At 34.0% G+C, this 13,654-nt stretch carries 15 protein-coding genes; all 15 read left to right on the top strand.

Features of this window, described 5'->3' with window-relative positions; translation table 11 throughout:
* Nucleotides 1-65 precede the first annotated feature (65 nt).
* The 15 genes from phaZ to I6L50_RS22080 all read left to right on the top strand — a co-directional run bounded on the left by phaZ (nt 66) and on the right by I6L50_RS22080 (nt 12,951).
* Complete coding sequence (gene phaZ / locus I6L50_RS22150) at nt 66-983, top strand: intracellular short-chain-length polyhydroxyalkanoate depolymerase (protein ID WP_219303128.1); 918 nt, start codon at nt 66-68, stop codon at nt 981-983.
* Nucleotides 984-1,123: 140 nt separating this feature from the next.
* Nucleotides 1,124-2,320 (top strand): MFS transporter, encoded by a 1,197-nt coding sequence (locus tag I6L50_RS22145; RefSeq protein WP_219303127.1) that lies wholly within the window; start codon nt 1,124-1,126, stop codon nt 2,318-2,320.
* Nucleotides 2,304-2,504 carry an NETI motif-containing protein gene (locus I6L50_RS22140; protein ID WP_000166302.1) on the top strand — a complete coding sequence of 67 codons (201 nt, stop codon included), beginning with the start codon at nt 2,304-2,306 and terminating at the stop codon, nt 2,502-2,504. The genes I6L50_RS22145 and I6L50_RS22140 overlap by 17 nt, the downstream gene beginning before the upstream one ends.
* Nucleotides 2,505-3,009: 505 nt before the next feature.
* Complete coding sequence (locus I6L50_RS22135) at nt 3,010-3,711, top strand: hypothetical protein (protein WP_242311009.1); 702 nt, start codon at nt 3,010-3,012, stop codon at nt 3,709-3,711.
* A 928-nt stretch (nt 3,712-4,639) separates the two neighbouring features.
* On the top strand, nt 4,640-5,875 hold the full coding sequence (locus I6L50_RS22130) for a CapA family protein (protein ID WP_219303126.1): 1,236 nt from the start codon (nt 4,640-4,642) through the stop codon (nt 5,873-5,875).
* Nucleotides 5,876-5,923: 48 nt separating this feature from the next.
* Nucleotides 5,924-6,655, top strand: coding sequence for a M15 family metallopeptidase (locus I6L50_RS22125; protein ID WP_219303125.1), 732 nt, complete (start codon nt 5,924-5,926; stop codon nt 6,653-6,655).
* A 774-nt stretch (nt 6,656-7,429) separates the two neighbouring features.
* Nucleotides 7,430-7,852, top strand: a complete 423-nt coding sequence (locus I6L50_RS22120; protein WP_219303124.1) for a hypothetical protein — start codon at nt 7,430-7,432, stop codon at nt 7,850-7,852.
* 25 nt (nt 7,853-7,877) lie between these two features.
* Nucleotides 7,878-8,183: a WXG100 family type VII secretion target gene (locus I6L50_RS22115; protein ID WP_070170403.1), complete on the top strand. Its 306-nt coding sequence runs from the start codon at nt 7,878-7,880 to the stop codon at nt 8,181-8,183.
* Nucleotides 8,184-8,205: 22 nt separating this feature from the next.
* Nucleotides 8,206-8,925 (top strand): DUF5081 family protein, encoded by a 720-nt coding sequence (locus I6L50_RS22110; RefSeq protein ID WP_219303119.1) that lies wholly within the window; start codon nt 8,206-8,208, stop codon nt 8,923-8,925.
* Nucleotides 8,925-9,251: an MFS transporter gene (locus I6L50_RS22105; protein ID WP_070144015.1), complete on the top strand. Its 327-nt coding sequence runs from the start codon at nt 8,925-8,927 to the stop codon at nt 9,249-9,251. The genes I6L50_RS22110 and I6L50_RS22105 overlap by 1 nt, the downstream gene beginning before the upstream one ends.
* A 32-nt stretch (nt 9,252-9,283) precedes the next feature.
* Nucleotides 9,284-11,020, top strand: a complete 1,737-nt coding sequence (locus tag I6L50_RS22100) for a hypothetical protein (RefSeq protein ID WP_219303117.1) — start codon at nt 9,284-9,286, stop codon at nt 11,018-11,020.
* A gap of 6 nt (nt 11,021-11,026) precedes the next feature.
* Nucleotides 11,027-11,650, top strand: a complete 624-nt coding sequence (locus I6L50_RS22095) for a hypothetical protein (RefSeq protein WP_219303115.1) — start codon at nt 11,027-11,029, stop codon at nt 11,648-11,650.
* Nucleotides 11,651-11,663: 13 nt separating this feature from the next.
* Nucleotides 11,664-11,981 carry a DUF6572 domain-containing protein gene (locus I6L50_RS22090; protein WP_000268336.1) on the top strand — a complete coding sequence of 106 codons (318 nt, stop codon included), beginning with the start codon at nt 11,664-11,666 and terminating at the stop codon, nt 11,979-11,981.
* Between the two features lie 233 nt (nt 11,982-12,214).
* Nucleotides 12,215-12,595 (top strand): hypothetical protein, encoded by a 381-nt coding sequence (locus tag I6L50_RS22085; protein WP_219303113.1) that lies wholly within the window; start codon nt 12,215-12,217, stop codon nt 12,593-12,595.
* Nucleotides 12,596-12,600: 5 nt separating this feature from the next.
* Nucleotides 12,601-12,951: a hypothetical protein gene (locus tag I6L50_RS22080; RefSeq protein ID WP_001041138.1), complete on the top strand. Its 351-nt coding sequence runs from the start codon at nt 12,601-12,603 to the stop codon at nt 12,949-12,951.
* The last annotated feature ends 703 nt before the right edge of the window (nt 12,952-13,654 follow it).

Raw genomic sequence — 13,654 nt, 5'->3', positions numbered from 1 at the left:
ATTGAGAACGTACATTCTACATGGTATTCTTTAATTAAGTAAAGAATTTTCTTTCTATTAAAAGAATGGGGGAACTTGTGATGATTAAGCCTGCAACAATGGAGTTTGTTTCACTATCGAACGGAGAAACGATCGCGTATCAGGAAGTTGGAAGGCAAAATACAGAAATTCTTGTACTCATTCACGGGAACATGACATCGTCACAACACTGGGATTTAGTTATTGAAAAGTTGCAAGATCAATACCATATTTACGCTCTTGATTTAAGAGGATTTGGCCAATCAACATATAATCAATCGATAGATTCATTACAAGATTTTGCAAGAGATGTAAAACTATTTATCGATCAATTAAAACTAGAAAAATTTTCATTAATGGGATGGTCAATGGGCGGTGGTGTTGCGATGCAATTTACAGCGAATCATCCAACATTTGTCGAAAAGTTGATTTTAGTAGAATCAGTGGGAATGAAGGGATATCCAATTTTTAAAAAAGATATTAACGGGCAACCGATCGTATCAAGTTTAGTAAAGACGAAAGAAGAAATCGCGCAAGATCCCGTACAAATTGCTCCAGTGCTAGATGCGATAAAAAATATGAATAAATTATATTACCGTACAGTATGGAATCTATTAATATATACACATAATCAACCTGAACCGGATCGTTATGAAAAGTATTTAGATGATATGTTAACGCAACGTAATTTCGTAGATGTGAATTATGCGCTCATTACATTTAATATTTCGGATGAACATAACGGGGTTGTAGAGGGAAATAAGCAAATTCATCGTATTAAAGCTCCGACACTCGTCATACAAGGTGACAGAGATTATGTGGTACCACAAGTAGTTGGCGAGGAATTAGCGAAACATTTGCCAAATGCGGAGTTGACGATATTAGAAGATTGCGGGCATTCACCGTTTATAGATTGTTTAGATGTATTTATAAAACATGTTGAGGATTGGTTAGAAGATAAGTAGGTTGAGGAAGAAGTTAGATGAAATGTATCTAGCTTCTTTTTTGTGGGAAAACCAAAATTATTTCAGCCACTAGTTCTTTCTTATTCCACAGTAAACAATATATAATGAGTGTGGTGAATTACAAAAGGGAGAGATTAGGGATGTCAATGCGTTTTACTTTTTGGATTATGGTTGGGATTGTGGCAATCTCAGGTTTATCACAAGGGATGCTCTTACCTGCCATCGCAATGATTTTTGAACAAGAAGGGGTTAGTTCAAGTATTAACGGTATTCATGCGACGGCATTATACATCGGGATATTATTTATTTCACCGTTTCTTGAAAAACCGATGCAAAAGTTTGGAATGAAACCAATTATCGTAATTGGTGGGTTTCTCGTTATTATTTCATTATTCTTTTTTACACAAACATTTTCATTTTGGATATGGTTTATTCTTAGGTTCCTAGTTGGTGTTGGAGATCATATGCTCCATGTCGGAACGCAAACGTGGATTACGACAACGTCAGATCCTAGTAAAATAGGTAGACAAGTATCGATATACGGTGTATTCTTCGGAATTGGTTTCGCAGTTGGCCCGTATTTAGCAAGCACTGTTCAGTACGGTCTTGCAACACCATTTATCGTATCTACTATACTTTGCTTAATAGGATGGCTTTTACTGCTACCAACGAAAAATGCATTTCCAGCACAAGATGAGGCAAAAACTGAAAGTAAATCATCCTTTTCTCGTTATAAACAAGTCGTTGGATTAGCTTGGATTGCGCTAATTGGTCCGCTCGCATATGGCGTACTTGAAGCGATGTTAAATAGTAACTTACCAGTATACGCACTTCGCAAAGGATGGTCTGTATCGGAAGTTTCCTTCTTATTACCAGCATTCGCAGTTGGGGGCATTATTACACAAATTCCACTCGGTATATTAAGTGATAAATACGGAAGAGATCGTATTTTAACATGGACGTTCAGCGTAAGTACGGGCATTTTCCTACTCGCAGCAGTATTTGATCAATATTACTGGATTGTCTTTGCATGTATGCTTATAGCAGGTATGGTCATTGGCTCATGCTTCTCACTAGGGCTTGGATTTATGACAGATTTATTACCGAGACACTTACTACCAGCAGGTAATATATTATCCGGAATCGCCTTTAGTATAGGAAGTATTATGGGACCTGTATTAGGAGGCGTATTTATAGAAAAAATACAGTATACAAGCTTTTTTATTGCGGTTATGATTATAATGGGAATTCTCGCAATGGTATATATGGTCTACATGAAGAATCAATTCGCATCAAGAAAAATAGAAAGTAGGTTAGGGCATGACAAAACAACCTAATAAGAAAAAATTTGAAGTACTAGAAAACGAAACGATTACAGACTGCTTAGCGCGTATGGAACAAGAAGGATATGCACCGTCTCGTCGCATGGAAGAGCCAATCTTTCATGAAGTAAAGAAAGACGGAAAAACAGAAGTTGAACCGTGTGGTAGAAAAATTGTTTTTGAGGGTAAATTGAAGTAATACAAATAATAAATTCTCTTTATCGTATAGAGCCATCCAATTCAGTCTTTGTGAGTTGGATGGCTTGTTTTTTTATTGACCAATGAAGGAATAGGAAGATGAGGAATTGAATAGAATGAATGGATATTTTCTAGGAAGAACGAAAAGAAACTAGTTGGCCGGACATGGATTGGAGAGCGAATATAATAAATTAAAACTAAAAATTTGCAGGGGAAAATAGGTGAATTAGCCGAGTGCTCGTTAATCTGTATTCCATCAATTTTGTCGTCTAGAAGAAAAGTGTAATATCAAAAAGCATACTATAAATACGTATCATTTTTTGTGTTCGGTGCGGAATGGCAAGTAAATACAACCGCAACTTTAAATCTTTCTGGAAGAGCAGAATTATACTAGCTTTGTATTTTAGTTAGTTCGAAATTGATCGCTTAAGCGAGGTGGAGTTCAAAATATGGAAGTAAATCAAAATCAGCGAATCCTCTATGCGGTTTTTGAGGATGAAATTTAATTGCCGGTGCTGGATATCACTCATCCCCTTTTTAATGAAAGTATTGATGAACAGGTGTATCATTTGAATTGCCTCAAATCAGCCCGGAGCATTGAATCGTTAAAAAAGATGCCTAGCTTTATTCAAAATATCTTTGTGAAAATGTCGAATGTTGATGATTCCTATCTTAGCGGTATGCGTACTTTACTGTACAAACTAGGCCCTGGTTTAAGTAAGGGGATAAAATTAGGCTTTCGGGACAAGTGGGCGGTGAAGCAAACTTCTTTTATGGGACTTCGGATTAGGCTGAGGGATCTTTGCAGACACCAGTCGGAAATTTTGTTGCCTCAGCTTAAGCAATTCCCTGAACGGGGTCTTTGTTTTTTTAATATAGCTGGTGGTGCTGCTACGGACAGTATCAATACTTTGATTTTAATACAGGAATCAGACCCGGAATTACTTAAGGGACGAAAGATTGAGATTAATATTTTAGATATTGATACTTACGGCCCTAATTTCGCAAAAAGGTGTATGGGTGTCTTGAAGCAGCAGGGGGAACGATTCCATGGTCTTGATATAACTCTTAATACAATTCATTATAACTGGAGCCAACCGGATTCATTATTAAAAATGAGCTTGGAACATTCAGGTTGGATTCAGCTCTGTTCATCGGAAGGGGGCTTTTCGAGTATGGTTCGGATTCAGATATCATTGAGAATTTAAACCGTTTCTTTGAAAATTCCCCAGCGGATGCCCGTGTCACGGGTTCATTAATTTTCGACCGAGCGCATGTAAATCCGGGATACCTTGGATTTACGGAGTTTATTGGTGTGCAAATTAGGTATCTTGGATTGGAAGGGTTACAGAAGATTTTAAATCAAACTTCGTGGGTATTAGAAGAATCGCATGAAATTGAAAAAATCTATATTCTATTTTCGCTGAAGAGAGCGTGAAATTATATTGAAATGATTGGATGAGGGGTTGGTACCAATGTCGGTACTACCTCTATTTTTTTTGCGGAAATTCATAGAAAACAAACGGGGAATTATGTATTTATTGTTTTTGATAAAAATTATGTGCAATTCAGAGTACGATACATATAAAATGCCATTTCCTTTTGCATTTCTCCTAATTGGCTTCTTTATATAGGGCGTAGAAAAGATTGCTACTTTTTTTGTATATTGGTAAAATAAGTTCTTGGGTCTTACTTGTTTTTATCGGTATAATATTTGTCGCTTAACGTAAAGAAATTAGTTACAAAGCTTCCATAATATTTAAAGGGGGTTACAGCAACGATCCCCTCTTTTTGGAGCCACTCACGAACGTAAAGCAAGAGAAGAGGCTATATGAACTATTCTCCTATCTTGTTTAGATTAAATCAGTTACTGCAATTGGAACAGGTATATGAAACTCAATATCTGGAGGATTGATTAGAATCTAGTCGACATCCTGATGGATCATGTTTTTCTAGCAATCTATCAATTCTGATGGAATTGATAGATTGCTAGAGAATGGAAAATGATTATCCGTATATTCCGAAGCAAATGTAACAAAGTGTCCTTCCATAATTAAGGGTAAAACCAAAATACGTTGTTTTAAAGAATGATTTGTTAGAACTGGTTATAAGTAATAAAACAGAAAAGAGGATCACATGTTAGATACTTTACAGAGAAGTAAAAAGTTTTTTTTATTATGTCTTATTTTTTTAGTGCTTTTAACCGCTTGTGGTAATACAGATGTTAAGACATCTAAAGCCTCATTACCACCGGCTCAATCCAATATAGATACATCATTAAAAGCACCAAATTGGGTAGATAAAAGTCCTATCCAACAGTCTCCTAATTTTACGGAAGATAAAAAAGTAAAATCGGTTGTGAATTTAATAGCAACGGGTGATAATTTATACCATGACGCAGTAATTAAAGATGGCAAACAAAAAGACGGTTCATATGATTATAACTATATTTATGAAAATATCAAAAAAGCTGTTAAATCAAGTGATCTTGCTATAGTGAACCAGGAGACCCCGATTGCAGGAAATAATTTAAAAGTACAGGGATATCCTACTTTCAATACACCTGAAGAAGTGGGTCAATCTTTAGTGGATACTGGATTCAATATAGTGACTCAAGCGACAAATCACGCTATGGATATGGGTATTAAAGGTGTTGCGAATACAAGAGAATACTGGAAGAAATATCCGGATGTTATCCCGGTAGGCATTAATGAGAGTCAAAACGAGCGCAATGAAATAAAAACGATTACAAAAAATGGGATTCGTTTTGCATTACTTAATTATACATATGGTACGAATGGAATTAAAATGCCAGCTGATAAGTCTTGGGCATTAAATTTAATTGATAAAAAAGCGATACAAAATGATGTGGAAAAGGCAAAGAGTAGTTCTGATATGGTGATTGTTATGGTGCATTGGGGAGTTGAATATACCACTACACCTTCAAAACAACAAAAAGAAGTTGCTCAATATTTAACAGATCTAGGTGTAGATGTAGTAATTGGAAATCATCCACATGTAATTCAACCAATTGAGTGGAAACAAAATAAAGATGGACATCAAACGCTAATCTATTATTCTCTTGGAAATCTTATTTCTGCTCAAGAAAAATTAGAAACATTGGTTGGAGGATTATCCTATATACAATTTGTTAAGTATGAAGATAAAACTTTTGGTATACGACAAGCGGCACTCGTACCGACAGTAACCGACTATGCTGATGGTAAGAAACAATTTAAAATTCAATTTTTAAAAGATTATTCGGATGAAAATTCTAAAAATCATGGGATTAAAAAATTTGTAGGTCCCGTTTCTTTGAAGGATTTCAAGGATATTCCTAGAGATGTGTTGGGAAATTGGTATAAAGACTAATAAACAAAAAGGGAATGAGATACAATTAAAAAATTTATAATTTTAGCATTGGTATTGACATTGGGATGGAGCCTTGCTGCTTGTAGTGGAAAGCAAACATCTCAGGAAACTACTAATAATAACGATAAAAATAAAAATGAGATAAATGCGAATAAAAAAGATGTTTTACCTATCTCTGATCTTAATGATTGGAGAATTATCCTTGTAAATAGAGAGCATATGTTACCAAAGGAACTAGGAATTGAATTAACAAGTATTACCCAAAATGCTAAGCCAAATATGAAAATCGATAGCAGAATTGCAACTTCCTATCAGGATATGGTAACAGCTGCAAAAAAAGAGGGGATCAATCTTTATTTAAGATCAAGTTATCGAGCTATAAAATTACAACAAACGTATTATGATGCTTCAGTTAAAAGCTATAAATCTCAAGGTTTGTCGGATAAAGAGGCTAGTGCTAAGGCATTGGAATATCTTCAGTATCCTGGCGCAAGTGAACATCATACTGGATTAGCATTAGACATTATTTCAGTTGAATGGCAGAATACTGTAGAAGATTTAAATGCAAAATTTGAAACTACCGATGCATTCAAATGGTTAGATAAGAATGCTGCAGAGTATGGGTTTATTCTCCGCTATCCAAAAGATAAAGAGAATATTACTGGCATTAAGTATGAGCCATGGCACTATCGTTACGTAGGAAAAGAAGTTGCTGTTTATCTAAAAGAAAAAGGGTTAACTTTAGAAGAGTATTGCGAAAAAATTAAGTCCGACAAATAAAAATACACGTTGATTCTATTAAAAAGCCAGCGGAAAAGGTGGATCTAGAGGGTGTGTGAACCTTCCTTCTAGTATTGCAAATACTGTGTATAATAATTTAAGCACGTATGAACCGGCTATAGTGTTCTAGTAAATAGCAACTTCGTGTGAAGCGATGTATGTATGAAGAACTTAAATGTATAAAAGAAGCAGTGAAAAGGGATCTGATATTCATATCAGATCCTTTTTCATTCGTAACATAGAATACTTGCTTATTGTATCTGCTTAACTAAGCTTTAGAGACTGCTTGCTTTCGAGATGCTACAATAGTAACCTCGCTATTTTTTTGTTTTGGATTGTCGCTTTTCTTAGCTTACTAGATATGTGAAGGTAGCCAGAACACTGCGCTTGGCAGTGTTTTTTTATTATTTCTGCACATAAATATATAGTCATATTGATCCCAGTTTCATTTTATTGAAGAAAAGTGAGACAGCTTTTTATCCCGCTATTTGAGGGCAGTAAAACTCCCACCTCAAAATTCAGCAGGAGCAAAGGGGTTAGGTGGGAGATTAAACTGCCCATAAACGCCCGATTGGTGAAGGCTAATAATCAGTGGGGGATGAACAAAACCCCCACTGATTAAAGTTTCACTTTATAAAATATGGAAATGTTAAAACCCCTTTGATAAAATAGCAATATGTAAAAATAATTATTTGTTAATTCTTAATGTAATGAATATTCATGTTTAAATATACGAATTTAACTACATAGTTATTGTAATAAAGGGGGAGAAAGATGTTAGATGAATTGTATAATGCTTTTTTAAATGCATCGGGTTTTACAGAAAGCGCGAGGAAACGAGATCAGTATGATAAATTACATGATTATTTAAAAGATAAAGAAAGAGAGTTAAAACAATTCATTCAAGATGCTGAATCAGCGAAGAGAGATTATGAGAGTAAAAGTAATGGCTTAGAAGCTAATAAAATTCCGGCAGTTGAATTTGAACAAAAACGTCATGAAAAGGATGAAGAATTAAATACATTATTATCCTATTTTAAAAGTGCATTAAGTGATGTTGGCTCTGTGATAGGTACAGCTTATGCAAAGTATTTGGAATATAAAGCGAAAGCAGAAGCGGAGAAGGCGTCAGCATACGCTGCAGCGACCAAGGCTTTTGAAGAAAAGAAAAAAGAAATTGAAAATCTTATCCATTAAACATATAAGGAATGGGGGAACCCACATGAGTGGTAAAGAGGTTGAAATTATAGGAAGTAACACTGCAAGTGCCATTTCTTACGCGCAAAATATTGAAAATGGTATGAAGGATTCTTTAAACCAAGCGAAAAACTTAAAAGCATATGTTACATGTGCGAACTGGAATGGAAAAACGAGAGATGCCTTTTTAAGTTATCTAGATTTAATCATTCAATATAATTCAGAAATGGTAGAGGCATTTGAAGGACATACGAAAGCTTTGAAAGAGTTAGATAAAAGTATTCAAACGTACGGAGATAGACCGGAAGTAAGGACGATAAAACAGTTGTGATGGAGAAATGAGGGATAAAAGAATGGGAAAAGAAATGAATTTTGCACCTGCTGAATTATATGTTCTCGCAGGTGCAGCTGGGGTTACGGATATATTTGGAGTGCCAAACCGTGACGTAATTATTTTACTTGATGAAGAATGTGTCACGAAAGCAACTACGAGTTTAAAAGAAAAAGGCTTACTTACAAGCGAAAATGGAATTACCCCTGCAGCTTTTCAAATGATTGAGCTATTAAAGGAATATGAAAATTGTCATGAATACACGAGAATTAATAATGTATTAATTGGTTTTTTGAAACATGATAAAGATCGAGTGGCTGTATTAACAGAAGTAGAGCCAAATAAAAAATACGAGATCGACTACATACCAAAGCCAGACGTATATTTTTCATTATTAATATGCATCCCTTTCTTGTTGAGAGAACCGAGGGAAATAGAAGATACATTTTTCTCAAAGAGAATGACAGAAACAGAACAACAAACATTTGAGGAAAAAGATTTATCAAATAAAGACGTTATAGCGATGGAAACGTATACGAGGCCTCGGAGTAATAGAGGAGGAAAATGGGAATGTTTCTTATATTTCACTGAAGGAGAAGATTTCGTTCAAATAGATGTAGAACGTAATCGATATGACTGGGTGAGCCTCTATGCGGTGAATAAGAAATTGTATGACGTGTTAAAAATGCCGTATAAAAAATTAATTGACCCGAGACAATTCTCGTTAGGAGGTATTGAATAATGCAAGTATCAATGGGAGATGGCGGTTCTAGTGGTGGAGAAGAAGTATTAGTTAATTTTCAAGAACTACTTGATATAGTAATGAAGTTAGAAAACATATATACAATCCATGTAGACGTCATTGGAACGAATATTGAGAGTTTACTAAGCAGTGATTTTTATCAAAAAGGTGAAGCGATGAGAGTAATTGAAAAATATCCTGATATATTACATAAAACACTTGAATTGGCTGAACACTATTCTAGATCGGCGAAAGTTGTAGGAAATGTATGTGTAGAAATGCTTGAAAAGGACGAACAATTACGTGAAAGATTAAGTAAGTTGTAGAAATCACCATACGGCTGGGGGATGAAAACGAAATGGATGTGAAATATAGACCTGAACCATGGCAAGACATGGGAGATGGTATGAATCGAATTACAAAAGATGCTCTCATGAAATTACGGGACGCAAATGAATTATTAAAAAGAATTGATGGAAGAATACGAGATTTAGACTCAGATGGTAGTATACATTTTAACCCAAAAGATCAATCGCAAAAAATCGGAGAATTACTTGAGAGCTATTCGACATTACAAAAATATTGCGGAGAAGCAGGGCGAGTAGTCTCTGAACATATAGATAAACCTTTTTTAGTAGAAATGGATAAATTCGCTCAAAAAATGAGGGATACATCTATTCTCAGTTTCACAACAAATAACCGAATTGGCTCTACAACAACGACAGTATTACCAGACTCGCACGCGGGGTACGGAAGTGTACCACAAACAATACAAACAAAAAAAGATAAAATAACAGTAGAAGATATTTTTAAAGATTCACCTGCATTTGATAACGTACTTAGAGCAGAATACAAAGAACTAAAAAAACAAAATCCAGATGCAAAGCTAAATTATGAAGAATACAAGAAAGTAGTCCCATCCACACGAGGATTTGAATACAAATCGATAGAAGATGAACAGAAAAAACTAGAAACAATACGTGACCTAGCAATAGGCGGGGGAATTATCCTCGCAACAATCCTTTGCCCACCACTCGGGGCCGCTGCGGCAGTAGTATACGGCGCTGTACAAATCAAAAGTGGTATCGACGGAGAAGACTGGGGAACACATAGGAAATTGAGCCAAGAAGAGCGGGTAGGAAACATCATTTTTGGCGGATTAGATGCAATCCCAGTTGTTGGAGCAGTAGGAAAAGGAGTAAAAGCATTCAAAGGCACGAGTGAATTAGCTGATTTAGCGAAATTATTAAAATTCAAAGAAGGAATGCCTGGTTTTAATCCGAATTTGGGTAAAAATGTGGTACAATCATTGCGTGATAATAAAGCTATTATGCTTGACCGTTTGAAACTAACGAGCCTTAAAATGGAGAAATCCGGAAATGAAAAGATGTATCAACTTGGCGAAAAAATAGCCAAAAGCATAGATGATAGGACAGCCAAATCGGCAAGTTTTGAAGTTGACGGAAATGGCTTACTAATATCTAAACAAGGTGGTGCAGATTTCCAAATCTGGGTGAATAAGCATCATACAGAAAGTAATAAGATTATAGATGATAAGATTAAGGGTGTAGGAGCTTCTCTTGCTAGTAAAAGAGTAGATAATACTGGTAATAAGGTCGCTGGACTTGATTCAAGTGGGAAATTTTTTGATGATGTATTAGAATCTAAGTATCAAGATTATGTAAAAAGAAATACTAAATCTGATAAAAATGTTCGTGACCGATTAGATTGGAAAGAAGCTTCTGATAAGTGGGCGAAACTACGGAATCAAGGAAGAGATTTTGAAATAGAAGCAATAAATGAATTTAAGAAAGTGGCTACTGATGTTCAAGAACAGATAACAATTGTAACTAAGGACGGAACAAAAATTAGAGTAGATGCAATTGGATATGATAAAAAAACAGGAGCATTGTTGATAGCAGAATATAAATCTTCTGCTACAGCTCCACTAACTTCAAATCAAAGAGATGGATTTGTGGAATTACTTGAAAGTGGAGGAGTTATTGTAGGAGAAGGGAAGGGAATATTTATTAATGGAGTCGAGATTCCGCCTGGGACTGCTGTTAAAATCGTTAGACCCAACATAAGGGAGTGATATAATATGAAACTTAAAAGAAAAGATTTAGATAAGAGAATTAGTGCCTCGATAAAAAAAGAATTGAAAAAATATAAACTAAAATCAAGAGGTGGAATTTATTATAAGAAAATAGGACAATATTTTATATATATGCATATTGGTGCGACTGGTGTGGAAAATGATATTGTTAGAATTAGAGGGTATGTGAAGCCATATATAACAGATGATATTTTTTGGGAAGTTTTTAATATGAAATCTAATAGTAATGAACCTATTGGATTACGAGCAAACGGTGCATACAAAGTTGACGGATTTGAGGCTTTTTACAATGATGTAAAATATGGTGATGTAGAAAGTCTAGGAGATGTTGCTAATGAATTAATAGGTAAATGCTATGAATATTTGGAGCAGACTGTAGAGTGTTTTGAAGGCTTTGATGATTTCCTTTCTTTCTCGAAATCTTCGGATAAAAATCAACTTTATGATTATAACCTTGTTGATATGTTATTATTAATAAATACAGGAAAGTATAAAGAAGCTAAAAATATTGCAAAAAATCTAATAGAAAAACACGAATATGGAAGATTTATTAATGAAGAAAAAAATATATATGAGTACATTGTAGATTATTGCAATAGACATATATAGGATAGGAGAAAATATGGCAGTTATAGATGTGGATCAGATAGATGCAATTGGAGTAGAAGGTAAAAATCTAAAGTTGTTAATAATAGACTATCTAGACTGGGAATATGAAGACATGCATCTAGACGTACTACAAGAAAAAATTAATAATTACTTAGTGTATATTGAAGATAAGCAGTATTTTAAAGATTATGGAGACAACTTTGAGAAAAAAATAATTGATATAAATTTTCAACATAGTGTTTCGGAAAATGGAATGAAATTTCTGAACGTAGTTTCCAGTCAATTAAATGATACTGACATATTCATCAATATTCACTTACCAGGAGAATAATTTTTTATGACTTGTGTATGTTCTAATTTATTTTGTTAGATTTTTGAAACAAGGAAAAGTTTTGTAGAATTGTACATTTAATAAACTATTTTACCTAGCTTTGAGTAAGCGAAGGGAAAGTAACAGACGGGCTTGATGTATAATTACAAAAGTTAATGAAAAATGATGTTGAAGAAGTATTTGACTTTAATTGAGAGAATACTTGTAAGTAAGTAAGTAAGAGTAAGCGGTAATTGGTAACCCAGTTACCGCTTTTTGTTTTAACTAAGGGTACGGGTGAAGCTGCTAAATATGATGTAGGTCTCTATAATGAAATAAAAGGTGTACCAGGTTTAGATGCGCATCATATTGGACAAAAAGCTATCATGAAAAAATTTATTGCGGATTATGATCCAAAAGTTGCACCAGCAATATTGGTACCAAAAGTTGGACATACAATCAGAGGACCAAAAGGAATAGTATCAAGAAATTCAAAAGGGATTGAGAATGGAAGACAATTATTAGCAAGGGATATTATGGAATTAAGAAGGGTTTATCCAGATATTCCAAACTCTCAAATTAAAAAGCTTATTGAATTGAATAAAAAATTATACCCTGAATTAAGGAGGAAATAGAAGACATGAATAAACAAGATATTATTAAGCATTTACATCAATCAGTAATACGGGAGAATTTAACAGCTTATCGTGAACTATTTTTGAATACGAATATTAATGAAGTGACTGATCCATATTGGAAGGAAGCATTGAAATTTTATACAGAACTTTCTAATGAAAATAAAGACGTATTATTTAAAATAATTGAGCAAATAGAAGTTGACACTTTATCAACAGTTTTAGGTGTAATAGATGAAGGAGTAATGATTGAAGATAAAGAGGTAGAGTTTGAATTAACTATTAATGATAATAGTGAGCCTGTTAATGGTGACTTACAAGATTTATTCCTAGAGTATGATGAAGAAAATAGATAAGGTTCGTGGTGCTTAACTTAAATTTATATAAGTGCATAAACAGGTGAATGCAAAGCAAAATATATTTGCAGTGGAAAAGAAAACCAATAAGTGGTTTAAAAGTAGAGACTCATGATGGTTGTACCATTATGGAGTATTATGTACCATGATAGAACAGAAAACGAGGTGTGAGCTTAGGCGAGATGACATTTTACTATGCGACGAATATAAAGACATGGAATGGACATGAAACTAACGGACTCGTACAAACTCGTAAGTTTTAATATAGTATTTGTCATGACATACAAAAGGTGTCCTACTGTTATTATAAAACTGACAAATTTAATGTTACTTAAAAACAGATGAACTTAAAGCCACTTGATTGTCAACTAAAAGCAACAAGTGCTTTTTTACGTTTTAGCGTAGAAATTTAATAGAAAACTATAATTTTATTATGCAAACTATTTCCGTTTTTTTTCACATAGTATATACAACTAACGAGGAGATAAATGTTCACTATTACCTTTATTCCTGTTATAAAAAATTCTACAATAGAAGACAGAACGTATATTTGGTATAATCAAAACATACTATATGAAATGATGTACATGAGTTTGAAATTCATGTAATAAGGTAAGTACTACATAACAATAACTAATATTTAAAGTTCTCGTACCTATAGGATTCAGTTCATGTTATACAAATCAGTTGTTAGAAAGGAAAA

This window comes from Bacillus sp. FDAARGOS_1420, assembly GCF_019344915.1.
GTDB classification, from domain to species: domain Bacteria; phylum Bacillota; class Bacilli; order Bacillales; family Bacillaceae_G; genus Bacillus_A; species Bacillus_A mycoides.
This window is presented reverse-complemented; position numbering and strand designations above follow the sequence as displayed.

Coding starts and splice junctions, on each gene's coding strand:
- phaZ (WP_219303128.1), top strand. CDS start 66: ATGGGGGAACTTGTGATGATTAAGCCTGCAACAATGGAGTTTGTTTCA.
- I6L50_RS22145 (WP_219303127.1), top strand. CDS start 1,124: ATGTCAATGCGTTTTACTTTTTGGATTATGGTTGGGATTGTGGCAATC.
- I6L50_RS22140 (WP_000166302.1), top strand. CDS start 2,304: ATGACAAAACAACCTAATAAGAAAAAATTTGAAGTACTAGAAAACGAA.
- I6L50_RS22130 (WP_219303126.1), top strand. CDS start 4,640: ATGTTAGATACTTTACAGAGAAGTAAAAAGTTTTTTTTATTATGTCTT.
- I6L50_RS22120 (WP_219303124.1), top strand. CDS start 7,430: ATGTTAGATGAATTGTATAATGCTTTTTTAAATGCATCGGGTTTTACA.
- I6L50_RS22115 (WP_070170403.1), top strand. CDS start 7,878: ATGAGTGGTAAAGAGGTTGAAATTATAGGAAGTAACACTGCAAGTGCC.
- I6L50_RS22110 (WP_219303119.1), top strand. CDS start 8,206: ATGGGAAAAGAAATGAATTTTGCACCTGCTGAATTATATGTTCTCGCA.
- I6L50_RS22105 (WP_070144015.1), top strand. CDS start 8,925: ATGCAAGTATCAATGGGAGATGGCGGTTCTAGTGGTGGAGAAGAAGTA.
- I6L50_RS22100 (WP_219303117.1), top strand. CDS start 9,284: ATGGATGTGAAATATAGACCTGAACCATGGCAAGACATGGGAGATGGT.
- I6L50_RS22095 (WP_219303115.1), top strand. CDS start 11,027: ATGAAACTTAAAAGAAAAGATTTAGATAAGAGAATTAGTGCCTCGATA.
- I6L50_RS22090 (WP_000268336.1), top strand. CDS start 11,664: ATGGCAGTTATAGATGTGGATCAGATAGATGCAATTGGAGTAGAAGGT.
- I6L50_RS22080 (WP_001041138.1), top strand. CDS start 12,601: ATGAATAAACAAGATATTATTAAGCATTTACATCAATCAGTAATACGG.